The following is a 21,622-nucleotide window of genomic DNA, read 5'->3' as shown; positions in this document are numbered from 1 at the left end:
CGTCGCCACGGCACGGCCGGCGACACTTCGCCGGTGGAGTTCGAACGACGCCATTCCCAACGGCTTGAAGGTGTCTAGGAAATCCGGGTCGATTCAGTTAGGGTTCTTACGTGGGTCAGATTTGGACGGAAATTACCTGTGGCGGTGGGTCAGTTCTGCGTGGAAATCAACAGAGTAGGTTTGCCGCCGTCAGTCAGTGAGGCCTGGAAGCGTCGAAGGTTGCATAACCATATCGTTGGCGCAGACCGGAGGGACTGACCGAGTGGTTTTGAGAGTCACCCGACATCGGGTCAACTTTGCTTCCAAACATCCGACGGCGGGTTAGCTTTTCTTCCAGTGCGCCGACTCCGGGTCAACTTTGCTGCCTGGCGCCGACAGCGGGTTAGCTTTGCTTCCACCAGTCAGGGAGCAAAATTGACCCGGACTAAAGTGAAAAACCAACCAAAACAACGACTTAATGCGGGTTAGGTTTGCTGCCGTCGATCAAGCGCCTTCAGCCTTCCCTGGCCTGCTCGTGGTCGGCCTTGCTGCTCTCCAGCCACCTGCGGTGCAACTGGTTGCCCCGGCGCATGGCCTCCTGAGCCTTGCGGTACTGTCGTCTCGATAGATAGCGCCAAACGCTCACGATCACCAGCGGCACAATAATGCTTGCTGCGAGCAGGTACACCGCCGTCAAATGGTGCTCAGGAGTGTTCATTGCCTTCCGAAACGATGCAAGCGGACGCGACTATAGGCCGTAAGCCAACAAAATGGCCTGCAAAACGCGCCGCACGTCAGCTGTTCGTCAGCAATTTCACCACTTTCCTCTGGGCTGGCGCTGCCGCACCGCATCTCCGACGAGCTTGGCCACGTCAGCCCGGCTGACGGAATTCGCAAAATCGATGGCCGTCATACCTTGCTCGTTCTTGAGCAATGGCTCCGCACCTTCCTGCAGCAGCAGCCTGACCGCCTCGTGGCTGCCGTAGCGCGCGGCCATCATCAAGGGGGTGGTCCTGTTCGGCGACTCCGCATCGATGAAGGCATGTTCCTCCAGCAAGAGCCGCATCACCTCCAGGTGCCCGCTGGTCGCGGCGTAATGCAGTGGTGCCCATCCCGTCTTGTTGACCGCCGCGCCGCGGGCGATCAGCGTCTTGCAGACTTCCAGCTGGCCATCCAGTGCCGCCGCCATCAGCGGGCTTTCGTCGGCCTTGTTCAGTGATTCGACCTCGGTCTTCGGCCAGTCGATCAAGGCCTGCGTCACACGAGACGACCGCGCACGGATGGCGAGGTACAGGCCATGCTGGCCGTTCGGGTCACGCGTGTTGGGGTCGAAGCCGCGCCGCAGGAGGTTGGTGACAGCCGTTGCATCGTCGGCGGCAATGGCGGCGAAGAAGTCATCGTACGAACCCGCTGTTGCCACGCTTGTAGCGCCCAACAGAAGAACAGCCAGGCAATGGCGCCGTTGCATTTCCATCGTCATGCCGTCTCGGGCCGGAAAAGTGCGTCGAAATTGGCGCTGGTGTGCGCGGCGATCGCCTCGACGGCCAGGCCGCGCACCGCGGCGATCTGGGCCGCGACATGTGGCACCCACGCAGGCTGGTTGGTCTTGCCCCGGTGCGGCACGGGGGCCAGATAGGGGCTGTCGGTTTCGATCAGCAGGCGGTCCAACGGGACGAAGCCGGCGATGTCACGCAGGTCCTGTGCGTTCTTGAAGGTGAGGATGCCGGACAAGGAGATGTAAAAACCCAGGTCCAGTGCTGCACGGGCCACCGTTTCGGTTTCGGTGAAGCAGTGGAACACACCACCGGCGGCTCCGGCCGAGCCATCTTCGCCCTGCTCCCTCAGGATCGTCAGCGTGTCGTCCGAGGCCGATCGGGTATGGATGACCAGCGGCTTGCCGAGCTGCCGCGCAGCCCGAATGTGGGTGCGAAAGCGCTCGCGTTGCCACTCGACATCGGCCACGCTGCGCTCGCCCAGGCGGTAGTAGTCCAGGCCGGTCTCGCCGATCGCCAGCACACGCGGCAGGCGACCGCGGGTCAGCAGGTCGTCCAGACCGGGCTCCTGCACATCTTCCTGGTCAGGGTGCACGCCCACGGTCGCCCAGATCTGCGGGTGCGCCATGGCGATTCCGTGGACGGTGTCGAACTCTTCCAGCGTGGTGCAGATGCACATCGCGCGGTCGACCTGCGCGGCGGCCATGGCGTCAAGAATCTGCGGTAACCGGGCCAGCAGCTCGGGGTCGCTCAGGTGGCAATGCGAATCGGTGTACATGCGCGGGCAGCGCCGGCGCGCGGGCCGGCGTGCGAAATCAAACGGTTTGGGTGGGCCGATCGGACATCAAATGGCCGCTCAGCAGGTCCTCGATCTTTTCCTTGAGCTGGCGCGACTTCTCGTCCCGGGGGAACTGGATGCCCACGCCCTGCGTCCGGTTGCCCGACGCACGCGATGGCGTGACCCAGGCCACGCGCCCGGCGATCGGGTAGCGCTGCGGGTCTTCCGGCAGGGACAGCAGCACATAGACGTCGTCACCAAGCTGGTACTCGCGCGAGGTCGGAATGAACATGCCGCCTTCCGCGAACAAGGGGATGTAGGCCGCGTACAGGGCGGCTTTTTCCTTGATCGCCAACTGGATGACGCTGGGGCGCGGTGCCGGGGCGGGACTGCTCATGGTGGGCGCGAGTTTAGGGCGCTTTTCGCCAGCGCAACGAGCGATTCCAACATCAGGCCGGCGTTCAAAGGGTGCTCGGCGATCCGGGCGCTGTCCTGCAGCTTGCGCGACCATTGCAGCAAGGTGCCCAGCCGGGCCGGCGGCGGCAGGTCGGCGCTCGCGAAGAAGCGCGGCGCTGCGCCCTGCCCCACGCGCAGCAGGTCGTGGCAGAGCTTTTGCATGGCATCGATGAGCTCCACGGGCGCCAGGCCGCTGACTGCACCCATGTCGCCGCGCGCCAGTGCCTGCGGCAAAGCGCTCCAGGCGCGCGCGCTGCGACCGGCCTCGTGCATGCGCAACGCTTCTTCGGGGCGGCCTCCTGCGGCTGCCAGCAGCACCGGAACGTCGGCCGTCGCCACACCTTCTTGCGCCTGCAGCCAGTCCTGGGCCTCCTGCGGCGTGGGCCAGGCCATCTGGTGGCCCATGCAGCGGCTCCGGATGGTGGGCAGCAGCAAGTGCGCCGCCCCTGTCGCCAGCACGAAACGCACATCGCCTGGTGGCTCCTCCAGCGTCTTGAGCAAGGCGTTTGCGCTGATCATGTTCATGCGTTCGGCCGGAAACACCAGGACCGCCTTGCCGCGTCCGCGCGCACTGGTGCGTTGCCCGAACTCGACGGCAGCGCGCATGGCCTCGACGCGGATCTCGCGGCTGGGCTTGCGCTTCTTGTCGTCGACCTCGGCCTGGGCCTTCTCGTCCAGCGGCCAGCCCAGGGCCAGCATTTCCACCTCGGGCAACAGCACGCACAGGTCGGCATGGGCGCGCACATCGATAGCGTGGCAGCTGGCGCAGGCGCCGCAGGCGCCCTGCCCCTCCGGCCGGTCGACACGCTCGCACAGCCAGGCACGCGCCAGTTCCAACGCCAATTCGTACTGGCCCAGGCCCGAGGGGCCGTGGAGCAGCCAGGCATGGCCACGCTGCGCGAGCAGGCTGGTGCGTTGGCGCTGCAACCAGGGCGCGAGGCTCATGGACGCACCCTTCGGCCTGCGGCCTGTCCCGCCAAGCGGGCGCGAGCTGGCTTGGGATGGCCCGGCGCGGCGCTCATCGCGGCCCCGCCTGCGCGGCGACCATGATGGCCAGCCAGCCGCGCCGCACCATGGCCGCCGTGATCTGCTGCCAGACCGCATGCCGCGTGGCATCGGCCGCGATCCGCACGAAGCGCGCGGGCGCGGCCTCGGCACGCTGTGCATAGCCCCTGTGCACGCGGGCGAAGAAGGCGGCGGGCTCGGCCTCGAAGCGGTCGGGCGCGCGCGCAGCGGCCAGCCGCTGCGCCGCCACCTCGGGCGCCAGCTCGAACCACAGCGTCATGTCGGGTTGGCGCAGCTGCCCGGCGGGCAGGGCCTCGCCGGCCTGCACCCATTGCTCCAGCGAAGCCAGCACGCCCAGGTCGAAGCCGCGGCCGGCGCCCTGGTAGGCGAAGGTGGCGTCGGTGAAGCGGTCGCACAGCACCACCTCGCCGCGCGCCAGCGCCGGCTCGATCACGCGCCGCAGGTGGTCGCGCCGGCCGGCGAACACGAGCAGGGCTTCGGTCAGCGCATCCATGTCCTCGTGCAACACAAGCTCGCGCAGCCGCTCGGCCACGGGCGTGCCGCCCGGTTCGCGCGTCTGCGTGACGGTGCGCCCCTGGGCACGGAAGGCGTCGGCGAGCGCCGCGATGTGGCTGGACTTGCCGGCGCCGTCGATGCCTTCGAAGCTGATGAAAAGTCCGCGTGGTGGCTGCATGTGGCTCAACGCCCGCGTATGTAACGGTTGACGGCGCGGTTGTGCTCGTCCAGCGATTGGCTGAAATGGCTGGTGCCATCGCCGCGCGCCACGAAGTACAAGGCCTTGGAATCGGAAGGCTGCACGGCCGCAAGCAGTGCACGCGCTCCGGGCATCGCGATCGGCGTGGGCGGCAGGCCAGGCCGCGTATAGGTGTTGAAGGGCGTGTCGGTGCGCAGGTCGCTGCGGCGCAGGTTGCCATCGAAGCGCTCGCCCATGCCGTAGATCACGGTCGGATCGGTCTGCAGCAGCATGCCGATGCGCAGCCGGTTGTGGAAGACGGCGGAGATGTCGGCCCGGTCCTCCCCATGGCCTGTCTCCTTCTCGACGATGCTGGCCAGCACCAGGGCCTGCTCGGGTGTCTTGAGCGCGACGCCGGGCAGGCGCTGGGACCAGGCCGCGTCCAGCTGCTTGTCCATGGCCTGCAGGGCCTGGCGCAGCACGGCCAGGTCGCTGCTGTCCTTCGCGTAGCTGTAGGTGTCGGGGAAGAAGCGGCCTTCGGGCGCGATGCCGGGCCGGCCCAGCGCGGCCATCAGCGCCGCATCGTCGAGCGTGCGGCTGTCGGGTTGGATGCGGTCGGCCTTCGCAAGGGCCTGGCGCATCTGGCGGAAGGTCCAGCCTTCCACGAAAGTGACCGCGCGCAGGGCTTGTTCGCCGCGCACCAGCTTGTCCAGCAGCGTGCGCGGTGTCGTGCCAGGTGCGAATTCATAGCTGCCGGCCTTGATCAGGCGCGACTGGCCCGACAGCCGGAACCAGCCGAACAAGGCCCATTCCGGGGCAAGCACACCGGCCTCGGTGGCAGCGCCAGCGATGGCGCGCGCGCTGCTGCCGGGTGCGATGTTCAATTCCACCGGCGCGCGGGCCAGCCGCAGGGGCTGGTCCAGCCACCACCAGGCACCCGCCGCCGCCGCGCAGGCCACCACCAACAACACCATCAGCGCACGACGCACAGCAGCCCTACAAGCCAGGAGAACAAGAGCCGGCCATGATAATTCAGCCCATGCAACCCACTGCCGACACCCGCAATGGCCTCGCGCCGCTGACGCATCTGGGCGTGATCGCCGTCCAGGGCGAGGAAGCCGCCAAGTTCCTGCACAGCCAGCTGAGCCAGGATTTCGTGCTCGTGGCGCCCGATGAAGCGCGCCTCGCTGCGTTCTGTTCGCCCAAGGGCCGCATGCAGGCGAGCTTCGTCGGCCTGCGCTGGACTGACGGCCAGGTGCTGCTGGTCTGCGCGCGCGATCTGCTGGCGCCCACGCTCAAGCGCCTGTCCATGTTCGTGATGCGTGCCAAGGCCAAGCTGCGCGATGCGACCGCAGACTTCCAGCTGCTGGGCGCGCTGGGCCCCAGCGCGGCCACGCTGCTGGACGGCGAACCCGCGCCCTGGCACCGCCGCGAGGTGGCGGGCGGCGTGGCGGTCGCGCTGTACCCGGCCGATGGCCAGCCGCGCGCGCTGCTGGTGTTGCCCGCGCAGGCCGCCCCGCCGGACGCACCGGCCCTGCCGCTGGCGGACTGGCAGCTGTCCGAGGTGCGCAGCGGCGTGGTGCTGGTCACGCAGCCGCTGTTCGAGGCGCTGGTGCCGCAGATGCTGAACTACGAGTCGGTCGGCGGCGTGAGCTTCAAGAAGGGCTGCTACCCGGGCCAGGAGGTCGTGGCGCGCAGCCAGTTCCGCGGCACGCTCAAGCGCCGGGCCTATGTCGTGCATGCCGATGCCGAACTGGCCGCCGGCCAGGAGGTGTTCCAGGCCAGCGATGCCGAGCAGCCCACGGGCACCGTGGTGCAGGCCGCCGCCAACCCCGCCGGTGGCTGGGATGCGGTGGTCTCGGTGCAGATCGCGGCCGCCGAGGCCAACGACCTGCATGCCGGCAGCGCCACGGGCCCTGCGCTGCAGCTGCAGCCCCTCCCCTACGCCCTGCTCGCCGACGTCTGAGCCGTGAGCGGCAGCACCATCTCGACGTGGGCGATGCCGACCTCGTCGAAAGGCTCGCCGCGCACCGCAAAGCCCATACGGCGGTAGAAGCCCTCGGCGCTGCGCTGGGCGTGCAGCACGACCTCGCGGTCACCGCGCGCTGCCGCGGTCCGCACCAGGGCCTGCAGGACTTCGGCACCCAGGTTGGCACCGCGCAGCATGTGGCGCACGGCCAGGCGGCCGATCTTGGCCACGCCGGGCGCATGCTGCAGCAGCCGACCCGTGGCCACGGGCTGATCCAGCCGGTTGTAGAGCACGGCATGCACGGCCGTGGCGTCGGCCTCGTCCCACTCGTCCTCGCGCGCGATGCCCTGCTCCTCGATGAAGACCTCGGTGCGCACGCGGCGTGCGTCGGCCTGCAGCGCATCCCAGCTGTTCAGCCGCAGCTGCGTCACGCGCTGCCCGGCCTCGTAGTCCAGCAGCAGCGCGCGCAGCGCATCCGGCACCGGGCGCGACTTCTGCTCGGCCGGATCGGCGAACACGTAGATCAGCTCGCCCGTGATCAGCAGCTGGTTGCCGCGGAAGATCGCGCCGACAAAGCGCATGGAGCTGCGGCCCACGTGCTCGCACTTCAGTGCCACATCGAGCTGGTCGTCGTTGCGCGCCGAAGCGTGGTACTCCACGGTCGCCTTCTTCACGTAAAGCTCGCCGCCCAGCGCCGCGAAACCCTCTTCGTAGGGCAGTGCCAGCGCGCGCCAGTAGGCGGTGACGGCCGTGTCGAAGTACATCAGGTAGTGGCCGTTGAAGACGATCTTCTGCATGTCCACCTCGACCCAGCGCACGCGCAGGCGGTGGAAAAAGCGGAAGTCCTGGCGTTTCATGCGGTGTCTCCTGACGTCTGCAAGGCGATGGCGAGCGCGCGCGCTGCGTCGGCATGGGCCATGCGCGCCTGCGGGATGGCCCGGCCCATCTTGATGAACTCGTGCACCACGCCGCGGTAGATCTCCAGGTCCACCGCCACGCCTGCCGCACGCAGCTTGTCGGCGTACAGCACGCCCTCGTCGACCAGCGGATCGCATTCCGCCAGGCCGATCCAGGCCGGCGCCACGCCGTCGACATCGGGCGCGTTGAGCGGCGCGAAGCGCCAGTCGGCGCGCGCCGGCCGGTCAGGCTGCACCTGGTCGAAGAACCAGTCGATGCTGGCGGACTCGAGCACGAAACCCTCGGCGAAGCGTTGGTGCGAGGGCGTGTCCTGGAAGGCCGCGCAACCGGGGTAGAACAGCAGCTGCAGTGCCAGCGGCAAGCCAGCGTCGCGCGCGGCGATGGCGCAGACCGCGGCCAGCGTGCCACCGGCGCTGTCGCCACCGATGGCCAGCCGCGTGGTGTCCAGGCCCAGCGCAGCGCCCTCCTCGGCCAGCCATTGCAAGGCATCCCAGGCATCGTTCTGCGCGGTCGGGAAGCGGTGCTCGGGCGCGAGCCGGTAGTCCAGCGACAGCACGGCGCAGCCGGCCTGGTGCGCCAGTTCACGGCACAACGTGTCGTGCGTCGCGACCGAGCCGATCGTGAAACCGCCGCCGTGCAGGTACAGCAGCACGGGCAGCGGTGCCTCGGCGGCGGGTGCCACCAGGCGGGCCGGCAGGCTGGCGCCGTCGCGCGTGGGCAGCGCCAGGTCCTGCACGCGCGCCAGCGGCCGCAGCGGGATGTCCAGCACGCCGGCCCCCAGCGCATAGGCCGCGCGCGCCTGCTCGGGCGGCAGGCTGTGCAGCGGCGGGCGGCCGGCGCGGTGCATGCGGTCGATCACACCGCGCATGGTCGGCGTCAACAGGTCTTGTGGAGGCTTTTGCATCAGATGTGGACGGCGTCTCCGCCGCCCCAGTCGATCGGGTCCTGCTGCAGCACCATGTCGATGTCCAGGCCCAGGGCCAGGCCCACTTCCCCCGGGAAGCTGGTGGCCAGCGCACGTTCGTCGTAGCCCGATTCCTGGGTGCGCGCACGCCAGGCCGCCAGGTGCACGAGGCCGGCCAGCGGCTCGTAGACCTCGTTCTCGAACGGCGCGAGCTGGTAGCGCAGCGCATCCACCAAGGGTCCCGGAAACTGCCACTGCTGCGCCAGCGTGGCACCGGCTGCGGCATAGGTGGTGTCCAGCATGCGTTGCTGCAGCTTGGCGCGGCGCACGTCGCACAGGCTGGCAATCAGGTTGACGGAGGCCATGTCGTCCTGCGCCCCGGCGTGCAGCACGAGCTCGCCCATGGCGTGCAGCAGGCCCGCGGTGTAGGCCACGGCCTGGTTCTGGCGCACGCTGGCAGCCAGCGCACGCGCGAGCTTGGCCACCTGCAGGCTGAAGCGCCAGAACTGCGGCAGCGACAGGCCTGGCACGGCGTTGGGCACGCTGGCCCGCGCGGCAGCCTCGGCCAGCGGGCGCAACGCCTCGGTCGGCAGCAGGGCCAGTGCCTGTGCCACGCTGATGACGCCGCGCGTGTCCTCGCGGTGCACCGCATTGGCCAGCCGCAGCAGCCGCATGGCCAAGGCCGGGTCGCCGCAGAACAGCTGGCTGGTGCGGCGCAGGTCCGGGACGGGCCTGGACAGCTCGGTCAGCAGCAGCGCGACCAACTTGGGGCTGCTCGGCAGTTCTGGCTCCCGGTCCTGGGCGCTGGTCGCCTGCATGGTGTCTGCCCGCCGCGCGTGCCTTGCTTCAGCGCTTGCCGCCCTGCAGCTTGGCGAAGGCCGACGCCATGGCCGAGGGCGCCGCAGCCTCCTGCCGGCCGCCGCCGCCGTGGCGCTGACGCGCGCCGCTGTGCTCGAAACGGTTCTCGCGCGGGGCGTCGCGGCGCGCAGGCGCGGCGTCGAGCTTCATGGTCAGGCTGATGCGCTTGCGCGCCACGTCCACTTCCAGCACCTTGACTTTGACGATGTCGCCGGTCTTGACGACCTCGCGCGCATCGGTGACGAACTTGTTGGACAGCTGGCTCACATGCACCAGCCCGTCCTGGTGCACGCCCAGGTCGACGAAGGCGCCGAAAGCTGCCACGTTGCTGACCGTGCCCTCCAGCAGCATCCCCTCGACCAGATCCTTGATGTCTTCGACGTTGTCGTTGAAGCGCGCCACCTTGAAGTCCGGCCGCGGATCGCGGCCTGGCTTCTCCAGCTCGGACATGATGTCCTTGACCGTGATGACGCCGAACTTCTCGTTGGCGAAGAGTTCGGGCCGGAGGGTCTTGAGCATCTCGGCGCGACCCATCAATTCCTGCACGGGTTTTCCAGCGCGTTCGAGGATGCGCTCGACCACGGCATAGGTTTCGGGGTGCACGCCGGTCATGTCCAGCGGATTGGTGCCGCCACGGATGCGCAGGAAACCCGCGCTCTGCTCGAAGGTCTTGGGCCCCAGGCCACTGACTTCCAGCAGTTGCTGGCGGCTGGCAAAAGCACCATGGCTTTCGCGCCAGCGCACCACGGCCTTGGCCACGCTGGGCGACAGGCCCGAGACGCGCGACAGCAGCGGCACGCTGGCGGTATTGAGGTCCACGCCCACGGCGTTGACGCAGTCCTCCACCACGGCCTCCAGCGTGCGCGCCAGCTCGCCCTGGTTCACGTCGTGCTGGTACTGGCCCACGCCGATGGACTTGGGGTCGATCTTGACGAGCTCGGCCAGGGGGTCCTGCAGCCGGCGCGCGATGCTCGCCGCGCCGCGCAGGCTCACGTCCACGTCGGGCATTTCCTGCGAGGCGAACTCGCTCGCGGAATAGACCGAGGCGCCGGCCTCGCTGACCACCACGCGCTGCAATTGCACGTCGGGCGCGAGCTTCTCCAGCCGCTTGATCAGGTCGGCCGCCAGCTTGTCGGTTTCGCGGCTGGCCGTGCCGTTGCCGATGGCGATCAGGTTCACGCCATGTTTGGCGCACAGCTGGGCCAGCGTGTGCAGCGCGCCTTCCCAGTCGCGCCGCGGCTCGTGCGGGTAGACCGTGGCCGTGTCGACCAGCTTGCCCGTGGCATCGACCACGGCCACCTTCACGCCGGTGCGGATCCCCGGGTCCAGGCCCATCACCACGCGCGGGCCGGCCGGCGCGGCCAGCAGCAGGTCGCGCAGGTTGTCGGAGAAGACCTTGATGGCGACCTTCTCGGCGTCCTCGCGCAGCCGCGTGAACAGGTCGCGCTCGGTCGACAGGCTCAGCTTGACGCGCCAGGTCCAGGCCACGCACTTGCGCAGCAGATCGTCCGCCGGTCGGCTCTGGTGGCTCCAGCCCAGGTGCAGCGCGATGCGGCCCTCGGCCAGACTGGGCACGGGCTGGCCGGGTTTGGCTGGTGCTGCATCCGCGTCGGGCAGCACGAGCTTGGCGTCCAGGATGTCCAGGGCGCGGCCGCGGAAGACGGCCAGCGCGCGGTGCGAGGGCACGCGGCCGATCGGCTCGTCGTAGTCGAAATAGTCGCGGAACTTGGCAACGTCGGCGTTGTTCTCGTCCTTGCCGGCAGCCAGCTTGCTCTGCAGCAGGCCTTCGTCCCAGAGCCAGGCGCGCAGGCCCTGCACCAGCGCGGCGTCCTCGGCCCAGCGCTCGGACAGGATGTCGCGCACGCCGTCCAGCACCGCGGGCACGGTGGTGAAGTCTTCGCCGTTCTCGCCCTTCTCGGCCTTGACGAAGGCGGCGGCCTCGTCGGCCGGCACCAGCGTGGGATCGGCGAACAGCTTGTCGGCCAGCGGCTCGATGCCCGCCTCGCGCGCCATCTGGCCCTTGGTGCGGCGCTTGAGCTTGTACGGCAGATACAGGTCCTCGACCTCCTGCTTGGAGGCCGCAGCCTCGATCGCGGCGCGCAGCTGGGGCGTCAGCTTGCCCTGCTCCTCGATGCTCTTGAGCACGGCGCCCCGCCGGTCTTCCAGTTCGCGCAGGTAGGCCAGGCGGGCCTCCAATTCGCGCAACTGCACGTCGTCCAGGCCATTGGTGACCTCCTTGCGGTAGCGGGCGATGAAGGGCACGGTGGCGCCGCCATCGAGCAGGTCGACGGCCGCCCTGACCTGGTCTTCACGGATCTTGATTTCAGCGGCGAGCTGGCGAAAGATTTTCTGGAGCATCCTGGAGAAACGCTGGCGCAATGGGGGGAAGGGGCGGCAGTTTGCCATAGGCCCCCGCCCCGCCACGCATCCACCGTTCTATGGACGTTCTGTCTCCGAAACACCTACAACCGCTTCATCCAAAGCGCGACTTCTGTTCGCCGAAACCGAAATTTACATTCGTTCACATGTTAATGGCGGGTTCATGCGGGCAGTTGTCGCAGCGCGGGCCGGCCGGGGAGGTTGCTGTGAATCTGAATGAACACCATGGTCGCCCGGCGCCTTCTGGCTGGTCGCGCACGCAAGAGTTGCTGGCTCTGCCGATGCAGGCCGAACGCCTGCCATTCAGCGTGCGCGTCGTGCGTTCCGAGGCCGACCTGCACAAGGCGGTGCATGTGCGCCACAGCGCCTATGCCCGCCACGTGCCAGCGTTCGCCGAAAGCCTGCGCGCACCCGAGAGCTACGACACCATGGACGGCACCGTGGTGCTGTTGGCCGAATCCAAGCTGGACGGCACGCCACTGGGCACCATGCGCATCCAGACCAATGCATTTGCACCACTGCCGTTGGAACACTCGCTGACGCTGCCACCCAAAATGCGCCACAGCCCGCTGGCCGAGGCCACCCGCCTGGGCGTCGGCGAGCCGACCCAGGGACGCGCCGTCAAGACCGTGCTGTTCAAGGCCTTCTTCCTCTATTGCCAGCAACAGGGCATCGACTGGATGGTCATCACGGCCCGCACGCCCATCGACCGCCAGTACGAGCGCCTGCTGTTCACGGATGTCGACCCTGCGCTCGGCTACGTCCCGCTGGCCCATGTTGGCAATCTGCCACACCGCATCATGTGCCTGGAGGTCAGCGGCGCCGAGCAGCACTGGGCCGAACTGCAGCATCCGCTGTTCCAGTTCGTGTTCCGCACGGACCATGTGGACATCGACCTGGGCCAGGCGCCCGCCCGCAACGGGTTGAAAACCCATGCACTTGCGGCACCGTTGCCTCGGATGCAGATGTAAAGGCGACGGCGGGCGTGAGAAAAGCCCGGACCAGCCTGCCGAATTTGCCCCGGACACACGCGATTTGCTCCAGCACCTGCCGAATTAGCCCCATAATTTGTTTCAATTTGTGGCCGGCTTACACCATGCCGGTTCGGCTCGGGCATTTGGCGGACTGAGAACAACATGAACGGCAGCGTGCTGCGGCTTTCTCGGCTGAACACAGGTCTCGACAAGGCCTTGTATGCGATGGGGATCTATGCGCTGCCGGCTGTGTTGCTGGTGGTGAGCCTGTTCGCCCTGCTGGCCTGGTCCAACCAGTACGGCAGCACGGGTGCGCGCAGTCTGTCCTTCCAGGTGGTCGAAGCGCCTGCGGACGGCGCGGGCCTGTCGCCGCAGGAGGCACTGGCGCTGCTCCGATCCGCGCCCTCCCCGGTCGTGCTGCAGGACACGCGGCTGTCCGAGGCCGCGTTCTGGATGTTGGTGCCGCTGGCCGATCAGCGGGTGGATGCCGCCACCGACAGCATCGAGTTCGCTTCGCGCCACGCCACCGACCTGCGCTGTTGGAATGCCGCCACACTGCAGCCACTGGGCAGCGCCAGCCGCATGTCCAGTGAAGGCCATCTGTCGGCAGCCAAGGCCGGCTTCGCGGTGCGGCTGGACGCCGCCGGCAAACCGGCCGCCCTGCTGTGCGAAGGCCATTTCGTCGGGCCGGCGCGCATCACCGTGCTGCAGTGGCCCACGGCAGCCCTGGCCAGTTCCGGCTTCGAGTTCCACCGCAACGCCGGGCTGCTGGACGGCGGCCTCATCGTGCTGGCGCTGTTCGTGCTCACCACCGCGCTGGTCAACCGCAGCGGCATGTACGTGCTGTTCGCGGTCTGGCTGCTCGTGAACCTGCGCATGGGCGCACTGTCCGCCGGCTGGGACGCCCAGTGGCTGGGCCGGACGGTGCCGACCGAATGGATGCCGCGCATGCGGCTGTTCACGATGTCGCTGTACTACACGCTGACGGCCACGCTGTTCCGCGAACTGTTCCGCGAAGACCTGGCCAAGGTCGGCTACGCGCCGCTGCTGCGCGCCATCATGTGGCCGGCCCCGCCGCTGCTGGTGATGTCTGCACTGCTGCCGTATGGCACGGTGCTGCCCTACATCTGGGCCGCGACCGGCGTGGGCACCTGCATCGCGGTGTTCCTGTTGGGCCAGATCCTGGTCCGCACGCGCTCGCGCGTGGCCATGTGGTATAGCGCCTCGCTGGCCGTGACGCTGGCCGCCAGCCTGTACGAAGTGGTTTCGGCCGCGGTCGGCATGCGTGGTCTGATCGGCGCCGTCAACAGCGTCACGGCCGCGCTGTCGTCCAGCCTGCTCGCCTCGCTGGCCATTGCCGAGCAGATGCGCCAGGAGCACAACCAGCGCCTGGAAGCCCAGGCCCAGCTGGAGCACACCTTCGAGGCCATGCCGATCGGCCTGTTCACGCTGGACCTGCAGGGGCGCTTCACGAGCGCCAACCCGGCCCTGCGCACGATGCTGGCCACCGACGTGCTGGCGCCGGGCCGCGAAGCATGGGACCGCTACTTCCACGAAGGCGCCTGGGTGCAGCTGCTGCAGTTGCTGCAGACCCAGGACAACGTGTCGCTCGAATTGCGGGGCCGCAAGCCGCAAGGCGTTGGCGTGCACAAGCGCTTCCTGGTGAAGGCCGCGCGCGCGCGCGACAAGGTCGAAGGCTCGCTGCAGGACGTGACGGACTCCTCGCGCGCCACCGAGGAACTGCAGTTCATGGCCAACAACGACGCCTTGACCAAGGTGCTCAACCGCCGCGGCATCGAGCGCGAACTCGAACGCGCGCTGGCCGGCATGGACAACAGCCATCCGCTGGCCCTGGCCTACCTGGACCTGGACCGCTTCAAGCTCATCAACGATTTGTTCGGCCACAACGCCGGCGACGAAGTGCTGCAGCAGGTCTGCGCGCGCGTGGGCAACATGCTGTCGGGCAGCATGGCGCTGGGCCGCATGGGGGGCGACGAGTTCCTGATCATGATGCCCGACACGCGCATGCCGCTGGCCGCCGTGATCTGCCAGGGCATCGTCTCGGCCATCGGCGGCACGCCCTACCGCGTGGGCGACAAGGCATTCCATGTACGCGGCTCCATCGGCCTGATCGAGGTCAGCCCGGGCACGCGCTTCAAGGACGCCGTCTCCACCGCCGACCGCGCCTGCCGCGAGGCCAAGACGCGCCACAACGAGGGCCTGGTGGTCTACGAGAAGAACGCCCAGGCCTTCCAGGACCACCATGCCGAGCTGCAGCTGGTCGAGCGCCTGTCTGGGGGCCGCGCCACCGAGGGCCTGTTCCTGCAGATGCAGCCCATCATGTCGCTGTCGGCACCGCACGCCTCGCTGAACTTCGAGGTGTTGCTGCGCATGCGGGATGCGGACGGCAAGCTCGTGCCGACCGACCGCGTCATCTCCGCCGGCGAGAACAGCGGCCGCATGGGCGTGATCGACCGCTGGGTGTTGTCGGCCGCGCTGACCTGGCTCAACACCCACCTGACCAGGCTGCGCAACACCCGCTTCGTCTGCATGAACCTGTCGGGCGCCTCGCTCAACGACGAGAAGTTCATGAACGACGTCTACACGCTGCTGGCGCACAACATCCACGTCGCCAGCTTCCTGTGCTTCGAGATCACCGAAAGCGTGGCGCTGCACGACCTGGACAACACGCGGCGCTTCATCGACAAGGTGCGCAGCTACGGCGCCAAGGTCGCTCTGGACGACTTCGGCGCGGGCTACACCTCGTTCTCCTACCTCAAGGAGTTGCCGGCGGACCTGCTCAAGATCGACGGCAGCTTCATCGTCAACATGAACAAGCACCCGGCCAACGTGGCCATCGTGGAAGCCATCGTGAACCTGGGCCGCAACCTGGGCATGCGCACCGTGGCCGAATGGGCCGAGGACCTGGCGACCGTGCGCACCCTGGTGGAGATCGGCGTGGACTACGTGCAGGGCTACGCGATCGCGCGGCCCCAGTCGGCCGAGCGGCTGCTGGCCGCCTCCTCCTCGGCCAGCTTCATCGAGGACGCCGAACTGGCCCGCTACACGGCCTCGTTGGAGCGCACGGACGACGCCGTGCTGCAGGTCGATTTGTTCGAGCAGAACCGGACGCGCCGGCTGCACTGAACCGAGGTTTCAGCCGCGCAAGGCCTTGCGCAATTCGACGCCCAGCTCGGGCTTGTGCGCGAACGGGTCGGTCGGGTTGCGCTGCTGCAGGATGTCTTCCATGCGCACCTGTACCGAGCCGATCGCGCGCGGGTGGCTGTAGATGTAGAACTGTTGCGCCGCCACGGCGTCGAAGACTTTCTGGGCCACCTCGGCGGCCGACACCTTGCCTGCGCCCACGGCCTTGCCCATCATGGCCTGGCTCACCTGCTGGCTGCGCGAGGCTGCGCCAGCCGCCAGATCGGCCGGGCGGTTGCGTTCGCTGGTGTCGATGCCAGTGGCCACGAAATAAGGGCACAGCACCGACGCGCTGATCTGCTCGGTGACCAATGCCAGGTCCTGGTACAGGGTCTCGGTCAGGGCCACCACGGCGTGCTTGCTGGCGTTGTAGATGCCCATGTTGGGGGGCGTCAGCAGGCCGGCCATGCTGGCCGTGTTGACGATGTGGCCGCGCCAGGCCGGATCGTTCTTGGCTGCGGCCAGCATCATGGGCGTGAACACGCGCACGCCGTGGGCCACACCCATGACATTGACGCCGAACACCCACTCCCAGTCGTGCGCGCTGTTCTCCCAGACCAGGCCGCCCGATCCGACCCCGGCATTGTTGAACACCAGGTGCGGCGCACCGAAGCGCGCCAGCGTCGCCGCGCCCAGCGCCTCGACCTGCTCGGCCTTGGACACGTCGAGCTGGAACGGCAGCACCTCGGCGCCCAACGCCGTGAGTTCGGCCGTGGCCCGGTCCAGCGCGTCCTGCTGCACGTCGGCCAGCACCAGGCGCATGCCCAGGCGGGCGCCGATGCGCGCGCACTCCAGGCCGAAGCCCGAGCCGGCGCCGGTCAGCACGGCGGTCTTGTTCTTGAAGTCGGTGATCACGCTCGTCTCTTTCTCGTCAGACAGCTTTCAGCACATAGCCGACACGTGGGAAATGCACATGCACCGTGCCCGCACGTGGATCGGTGCGCCTCAAGGTGTAGTGCATGCGCGTGGCCGCGACCAGTTCGCCCTCGGTGGTCTCCAGGCCGAAGCTCTCGGCCGCCACCGTCACGCGGCTGCCCAGGGCGATGCCGTGCTCGTCCTGGAAGGTCTGGCCTGCCACGGGCAAGGGTTCGGCCGCGGCCGCGATGGCCACCGCATCGCCACTGGCCAGCTTGTCGTGCTGGCCATGGCCGATGGCGGCCATGCGGTCCATCCAGGCCAGCACCGACGGGAACGCATCGAAGATGCCGGCCATCGACGGCGTGCGCGTGCGCACGTACCACAGCGGGTGGTAGGCCGCGAAATCGGCCAGGCCCGGCGTGGCATCGACCAGGCAGGCCTGTGATTCCAGCGATTCGGACAGCCGGCGCAGGTAGGACTTGAGCGCCGCCGTGGCGTCCGCCGGGCGCAGCCGCGTCATGCCGACCTGCATCGCGCGGCGGTCTTCGCCGAAGGCCTTGGCGGCCTCGGGCGGCATGTTGCCGAACATGTCGGCCAGGCCCTTGGGCTGCATCGCATAGGCCATGGCGGCCCAGAACAAGCTGGTGTCGGCCCACTGCGCGAGGATGCGCGCCATGCCCTTGTGCTGCGGCGGGTATAGGCTGGGCTGCGGCTGGCGGTGTTCCAGCACGTCGCAGATCAGCGCGGTGTCGCAGTAGATGTCGGCGCCGATCTGCAGCAGCGGCGTCTTGCGGTAGCCGCCGCTCAGCGCCACCACATCGGGCTTGGGCATGATGGGCGGGATGTGCACCGACTTCCAGGCCAGCTGCTTGTAGCCCAGCACAAGGCGGATCTTCTCGGAAAACGGCGAGGTGGCGAAGTGGTGCAGGATCAGGTCGGACATGGGGCGTTCTCCTTGTTCAGTGGGGCGTGGCGCGCGCGATGATGGCATCGAAGTCGCAGGCCGACGGCAGGCTGCCGTAGCTGCGGCCCCAGTCGCCGGCAATGCGCGAGGCGCAGAAGGCATCGGCCACGGCCGGGGCCGAATGCCGCACCAGCAGCGCCGCCTGCACGGCCAACGCGATGTCCTCGGCCAGGCGCCGGGCCTCGACCTCGCCCTCGACCTGCGCGATGCGCTGCGGCAGCAAGGCGGCCATGCGGTCCAGCGCGGCGTTGCCACGCGCAGGCGCAAGTTCCGCGGCCAGGGCCTCGGCCACATCGCCCTTGCGCAGCACGCGCAGCAGGTCCAGCGCCATGATGTTGCCCGCGCCTTCCCAGATCGAGTTGAGCGGCATCTCGCGGTAGATGCGGGCCATCACGCCCTCGCCGCCCTCCTCCACATACCCGTTGCCGCCCAGGCATTCCATGGCCTCCTGGCCGAAGGCGCTGCCGCGCTTGCAGATCCAGAATTTGGCGACGGGTGTGAGCAGCCGTGCCATCAGTTGCTCGTGGGGATCGTCGGCGCGGTCGAAGGCATGGGCCAGGCGCAGCGCGAGCGCGGTGGCAGCCTCGGACTCCAGCGCCAGATCGGCCAGCACGTTGCGCATCAGGGGTTGCGAGGCCAGCGTCTTGCCGAAGGCCTTGCGCTCGGCCGTGTGGTGCAGCGCCAGCGCAAGCGCCTGGCGCATGAGGCCGGAGGTGCCGAGGGCGCAGTCCAGCCGCGTCATGGTGCCCATCTCGAGGATCTGCGGCACGCCGCGGCCCTCCTCGCCGACCAGCCAGGCCTGGGCGCCGTGGAACTCGACCTCGGAACTCGCGTTGGCCTTGTTGCCGAGCTTGTCCTTCAGGCGCTGGATGCGGATGGCATTGCGGGTCCCATCCGGCAGCACGCGCGGCAGGAAGAAGCACGACAGCCCGGCAGGCGCCTGCGCCAGCACCAGGAAGGCATCGCACATCGGCGCAGAGAAGAACCATTTGTGCCCCGTGATCGCGTAGCGCTCGCCCCAGCCGTCGCGGCCAGCATGCGCGGCTTGCGTGGTGTTGGCGCGCACGTCCGAGCCGCCCTGCTTCTCGGTCATGCCCATGCCCATGGTCACGCCGGGCTTGTCGGCGACGAAGCGCAGCTGCGGGTCGTACCAGCGGCTCTGCAGCTTGGGCGACCAATCGGCATGGATGTTTGCATTGCCGCGCAGCGCGGGCGCCACTGCGTAGGTCATCGAGATCGGGCACAGCATGGAGGGCTCGAGCTCGGTGAACAGCATGAAGCCAGCGGCCCGCTGCAGATGGGCATGCGCGCCGCCGGCCCAGGGCGTGCCGTGCAGGCCTGCGCCCACGGCGGCCGCCATCAGCGCGTGGTAGCTCGGATGGAACTCCACCTCGTCCACGCGGTGGCCGAAGCGGTCGTGCGTGTGCAGTTGCGGCCCGTGCACATTGGCCAGCCGCGCATGGGCCTGCATGGCGGCCGTGCCCAGTTCGCGCCCGAGTGACTGCAGCGGTGCCAGCTGCAGGTCGGGGGCGTGGAACACCAGCGCATCGCGCAGGCCGCGGTTGGTGGCGAACAGGTCGTAGTCGACCAGCGCCGAACTCTGGTTGAAGACTTCGTGCGTCTGGTCCATGGCGGCCTCCTGGAAAACGTCAGGCGAGTTGCACCAGCTGCTTGCCGAAGTTGCGGCCCTTGAGCAGGCCCAGGAAGGCTTCGGGCGCCGCCGCCAGGCCCTGGGCGATGGACTCGCGCGGGCGCAGCTTGCCGCTGGCCACCAGGCCGCCGAGTTCGGCCAACGCCTCCGGCCAGACCTCCATGTGCTCGCTGACGATGAAGCCTTCGAGCTTGATGCGGTTGATCAGCAGCAGCGAAGGGTTGGCCATGGGCAGTGGTGCGCCATCGTAGCCGGCGATCATGCCGCACAGCGCGATGCGCGCGAAGGCGTTGGTGCGCAGCATCACGGCGTCCATGACCATCCCGCCCACGTTCTCGAAGTAGCCGTCGATGCCGTCCGGGCAGGCCACCTTGAGCGCGGCCGAAAGGCTCTTCACGTCGCCGTGGACCTTGTAGTCGATGCAGTCGTCGAAGCCGAGTTCGTCCTTGACGTAGGCACATTTGTCCGGCCCGCCCGCGATGCCGACGACGCGGCAGCCACGCGCCTTGCCCAGTGCGCCGAAGGCGCTGCCCACGGCACCGCTGGCCGCGCTCACGACCAGGGTCTCGCCGGCCTTGGGCGCGATGATCTTGACCAGGCCGTACCAGGCCGTGACGCCCGGCATGCCCACCGCGCCCAGGTAGTGCGACAGCGGCACCTGGCTGGTGTCGACCTTGCGCAGCACGCCGGGCAGGTTGGCGTCGACCACGCTGTACTGCTGCCAGCCGCCGAAGCCGACCACCTTCTCGCCCACGGCGAAGCGCGGATGGCGGCTCTCGACGATCTCGCCCACGGTGCCGCCCTGCATGACCTGGCCCAGGGGCTGCGGCTGCGCGTAGCTCTTGCTCTCGTTCATGCGTCCGCGCATGTAGGGGTCCAGGCTCATGAAGTGGTGGCGCACCAGCACCTGGCCGTCGGCCAGCGCGGGCGTGTCGGTCTCCACGAGCTTGAAGTTGCTGGCCCGGGCTTCGCCCTCGGGACGGTTGTCGAGCAGGATCTGCTGGTTGCGTGGCATGGTGGTCTCCGTTGAACTGGTCTCAGTCGCTGGGCGGCTCGGCCATGGCCGGGGCGCGCGGGATGTACTTGAAGGTGCCGGTGGCATGGGCACAGAGCCGGCCCTCCTGGTCTTCGATGCGGGCCTCGGTGAAGGCCATGCGGCCGGTGGCCTGCAGCACCTTGCCGATGCCGATCAGCGGGCCGCGCGCGCTCTGCATGAAGCTGGTCTTCATCTCGATGGTCAGCACGCCCATCTCGGGCCGCAGGCTGCGGGCGGCCGCTGCCATGGTCACGTCCAGCAGCGTCATGCAGGCGCCGCCATGCGTGACATGGAAGTTGTTCAGGTGCTCGGGCTTGGCTTCGTAGCGCATCTCGGACTGCCCGTCCTCGAAGCGCGTGAGCCTGATGCCCAGGTGGTCGATGAAGGGCACGGCAAAGAGTTGCTGGATCGGTGTGCTCATGCAGCACCCAGGACGACACTGACACCACCGTCCACGGCCAGCCACTGCCCCGTGATGTGCTTGCCGGCGTCGCTCGCGTACAGCAGCGTGATGCCTTTGAGGTCCTCGTCGTCGCCCAGGCGCTGCAGCGGCGCGCCGGCCTTCATCTTGTCCTCGCCCAGGCTGTCGATGAGGCCGTTGGACAGCTTGGTGCGGAAGAACCCTGGGCAGATCGCGTTGACCGTGATGCCGTAGCGGCCCCACTCGGCCGCCAGCGTGCGGGTGAAGCCGATCACGGCCGTTTTGGAGGTGTTGTAGGCCAGGGTCTTCATGCCGACCGGGTTCCCGTTCAGCGCCGCGATCGAGGCGATGTTGATGATGCGGCCACCACCCTGCTGGATCATGCAGCCGTTGGCGATCTGCTGGGCCAGGATGAAGTAGCCACGCACGTTGAGGTTCATGACCTTGTCCCAGGCCGCGACCGGGTGCTCCTCGGCCGGCACGCCCCAGCTCGCGCCCGCGTTGTTGACCAGGATGTCGACGCGGCCGAAGCGCGCCAGCGTCTGGTCCGCCAGGCCGCGCGTCTCGTCTTCCTTGGCGCAGTCGGCGGCGATCCAGTCGGCTTCGATGCCGGCAGCCTTGAGTTCGGCCACGGCCTGTTCCAGGTCCTCGGCCTTGCGAGAACTCAGCATCACACGCGCGCCGGCCTCTCCGAGTGCATGCGCCATCTGCAGGCCCAGGCCGCGTGAGCCACCGGTCACAAGGGCGGTCTTGCCCTTCAGGTCGAACAGTTGCTGGATGTTGCGGCTCATGTTGCTCCTTGTTTCTTCTTGGGAATGGTTGGGTGGTTCAGGGCGAAGGCTTGAGCCGCGCCCGCACGAAGATCAGCACCACGCCGATCGCCGCGACGATGGCGCCGCCGACGACCAGGCTGTGGCCCAGCACCTTTTCCTCGCCGCGCCCGACCGCCAGGCCGAACACCAGCGTCAGAAGGCCGCCGTAGATCAGGATCCAGACCAGGTTCTGGAGCCGCTTGAGGTTGCGAGGTGTTGCCATGCGTGCACTGTACCCAAGCCTTTCGGCCCGGGTGTCACGTGCGCAG

Annotated in this window: 21 protein-coding genes; 3 read left to right on the top strand and 18 right to left on the bottom strand. The window is 68.4% G+C overall.

Going from position 1 to position 21,622, the window contains the following annotated elements; all coding sequences use genetic code 11:
- Nucleotides 1-493: 493 nt before the first annotated feature.
- From ASF45_RS09195 to mltG, 7 genes are all read right to left on the bottom strand, one after another.
- Nucleotides 494-697, bottom strand: coding sequence for a hypothetical protein (locus ASF45_RS09195; RefSeq protein ID WP_156472915.1), 204 nt, complete (start codon nucleotides 695-697; stop codon nucleotides 494-496).
- 96 nt (nucleotides 698-793) lie between these two features.
- Nucleotides 794-1,459: an ankyrin repeat domain-containing protein gene (locus ASF45_RS09190; RefSeq protein ID WP_369802110.1), complete on the bottom strand. Its 666-nt coding sequence runs from the start codon at nucleotides 1,457-1,459 to the stop codon at nucleotides 794-796.
- Complete coding sequence (locus tag ASF45_RS09185) at nucleotides 1,456-2,250, bottom strand: TatD family hydrolase (RefSeq protein WP_056660340.1); 795 nt, start codon at nucleotides 2,248-2,250, stop codon at nucleotides 1,456-1,458. The genes ASF45_RS09190 and ASF45_RS09185 overlap by 4 nt, the downstream gene beginning before the upstream one ends.
- A 37-nt stretch (nucleotides 2,251-2,287) precedes the next feature.
- Entirely contained in the window at nucleotides 2,288-2,647 is a 360-nt protein-coding gene (locus ASF45_RS09180; protein ID WP_056660337.1) for a PilZ domain-containing protein, read from the bottom strand.
- Nucleotides 2,644-3,651, bottom strand: coding sequence for a DNA polymerase (locus tag ASF45_RS09175; RefSeq protein WP_056660333.1), 1,008 nt, complete (start codon nucleotides 3,649-3,651; stop codon nucleotides 2,644-2,646). The genes ASF45_RS09180 and ASF45_RS09175 overlap by 4 nt, the downstream gene beginning before the upstream one ends.
- 73 nt (nucleotides 3,652-3,724) lie before the next feature.
- Nucleotides 3,725-4,405: a dTMP kinase gene (gene tmk / locus ASF45_RS09170; protein WP_056660330.1), complete on the bottom strand. Its 681-nt coding sequence runs from the start codon at nucleotides 4,403-4,405 to the stop codon at nucleotides 3,725-3,727.
- Between the two features lie 5 nt (nucleotides 4,406-4,410).
- Complete coding sequence (gene mltG / locus ASF45_RS09165; RefSeq protein ID WP_056660327.1) at nucleotides 4,411-5,379, bottom strand: endolytic transglycosylase MltG; 969 nt, start codon at nucleotides 5,377-5,379, stop codon at nucleotides 4,411-4,413.
- A gap of 65 nt (nucleotides 5,380-5,444) precedes the next feature.
- Here mltG and ASF45_RS09160 point away from each other — a divergent pair, with 65 nt between their 5' ends.
- Nucleotides 5,445-6,371, top strand: coding sequence for a folate-binding protein YgfZ (locus ASF45_RS09160; RefSeq protein ID WP_056660324.1), 927 nt, complete (start codon nucleotides 5,445-5,447; stop codon nucleotides 6,369-6,371).
- Here ASF45_RS09160 and ASF45_RS09155 read toward each other — a convergent pair.
- From ASF45_RS09155 to ASF45_RS09140, 4 genes are read right to left on the bottom strand one after another with little or no spacing between them, the layout of a single operon-like run.
- Complete coding sequence (locus tag ASF45_RS09155; RefSeq protein ID WP_056660321.1) at nucleotides 6,347-7,231, bottom strand: YbgC/FadM family acyl-CoA thioesterase; 885 nt, start codon at nucleotides 7,229-7,231, stop codon at nucleotides 6,347-6,349. The two genes, ASF45_RS09160 and ASF45_RS09155, sit on opposite strands and share 25 nt — an antisense overlap.
- Nucleotides 7,228-8,196: an alpha/beta hydrolase gene (locus tag ASF45_RS09150; protein WP_056660318.1), complete on the bottom strand. Its 969-nt coding sequence runs from the start codon at nucleotides 8,194-8,196 to the stop codon at nucleotides 7,228-7,230. Before ASF45_RS09150 ends, ASF45_RS09155 begins: the two co-directional genes overlap by 4 nt.
- Nucleotides 8,196-9,014 (bottom strand): HDOD domain-containing protein, encoded by an 819-nt coding sequence (locus tag ASF45_RS09145; protein ID WP_056660315.1) that lies wholly within the window; start codon nucleotides 9,012-9,014, stop codon nucleotides 8,196-8,198. Before ASF45_RS09145 ends, ASF45_RS09150 begins: the two co-directional genes overlap by 1 nt.
- Nucleotides 9,015-9,042: 28 nt before the next feature.
- Complete coding sequence (locus ASF45_RS09140; protein ID WP_056660312.1) at nucleotides 9,043-11,412, bottom strand: Tex family protein; 2,370 nt, start codon at nucleotides 11,410-11,412, stop codon at nucleotides 9,043-9,045.
- Between the two features lie 80 nt (nucleotides 11,413-11,492).
- Between ASF45_RS09140 and ASF45_RS09135 the strand changes: the two genes are divergently transcribed.
- Both ASF45_RS09135 and ASF45_RS09130 read left to right on the top strand, forming a co-directional pair.
- A complete protein-coding gene (locus ASF45_RS09135; protein WP_156472914.1) occupies nucleotides 11,493-12,404 on the top strand; it encodes a hypothetical protein in 912 nt (303 codons plus the stop codon).
- A 165-nt stretch (nucleotides 12,405-12,569) separates the two neighbouring features.
- Nucleotides 12,570-15,554 (top strand): bifunctional diguanylate cyclase/phosphodiesterase, encoded by a 2,985-nt coding sequence (locus tag ASF45_RS09130; protein ID WP_056660306.1) that lies wholly within the window; start codon nucleotides 12,570-12,572, stop codon nucleotides 15,552-15,554.
- 9 nt (nucleotides 15,555-15,563) lie between these two features.
- On the opposite strand, the gene ASF45_RS09125 is transcribed toward ASF45_RS09130, so the two are convergent.
- Genes ASF45_RS09125 through ASF45_RS09095 form a run of 7 tightly spaced genes read right to left on the bottom strand, consistent with a single transcriptional unit; the run spans nucleotide 15,564 to nucleotide 21,576 of the window.
- Nucleotides 15,564-16,466: an SDR family oxidoreductase gene (locus tag ASF45_RS09125; protein WP_056660303.1), complete on the bottom strand. Its 903-nt coding sequence runs from the start codon at nucleotides 16,464-16,466 to the stop codon at nucleotides 15,564-15,566.
- 16 nt (nucleotides 16,467-16,482) lie between these two features.
- Entirely contained in the window at nucleotides 16,483-17,412 is a 930-nt protein-coding gene (locus ASF45_RS09120) for a glutathione S-transferase family protein (protein ID WP_056660301.1), read from the bottom strand.
- A 16-nt stretch (nucleotides 17,413-17,428) separates the two neighbouring features.
- Entirely contained in the window at nucleotides 17,429-19,063 is a 1,635-nt protein-coding gene (locus ASF45_RS09115; protein WP_056660296.1) for an isovaleryl-CoA dehydrogenase, read from the bottom strand.
- Between the two features lie 19 nt (nucleotides 19,064-19,082).
- Nucleotides 19,083-20,099: an NADP-dependent oxidoreductase gene (locus ASF45_RS09110; protein ID WP_056660293.1), complete on the bottom strand. Its 1,017-nt coding sequence runs from the start codon at nucleotides 20,097-20,099 to the stop codon at nucleotides 19,083-19,085.
- Nucleotides 20,100-20,121: 22 nt separating this feature from the next.
- Nucleotides 20,122-20,541: a PaaI family thioesterase gene (locus ASF45_RS09105; protein ID WP_056660290.1), complete on the bottom strand. Its 420-nt coding sequence runs from the start codon at nucleotides 20,539-20,541 to the stop codon at nucleotides 20,122-20,124.
- Nucleotides 20,538-21,332, bottom strand: a complete 795-nt coding sequence (locus tag ASF45_RS09100; protein WP_056660287.1) for an SDR family oxidoreductase — start codon at nucleotides 21,330-21,332, stop codon at nucleotides 20,538-20,540. Before ASF45_RS09100 ends, ASF45_RS09105 begins: the two co-directional genes overlap by 4 nt.
- Before the next feature lie 37 nt (nucleotides 21,333-21,369).
- Nucleotides 21,370-21,576, bottom strand: coding sequence for a hypothetical protein (locus ASF45_RS09095; protein WP_056660284.1), 207 nt, complete (start codon nucleotides 21,574-21,576; stop codon nucleotides 21,370-21,372).
- Between the last annotated feature and the right edge of the window lie 46 nt (nucleotides 21,577-21,622).

It is taken from the genome of Pseudorhodoferax sp. Leaf265 (assembly GCF_001422365.1).
GTDB lineage: Bacteria > Pseudomonadota > Gammaproteobacteria > Burkholderiales > Burkholderiaceae_C > Pseudorhodoferax.
Note: the sequence above shows the minus strand (reverse complement) of the source record. Positions and strands in the feature narration are given on the sequence as shown.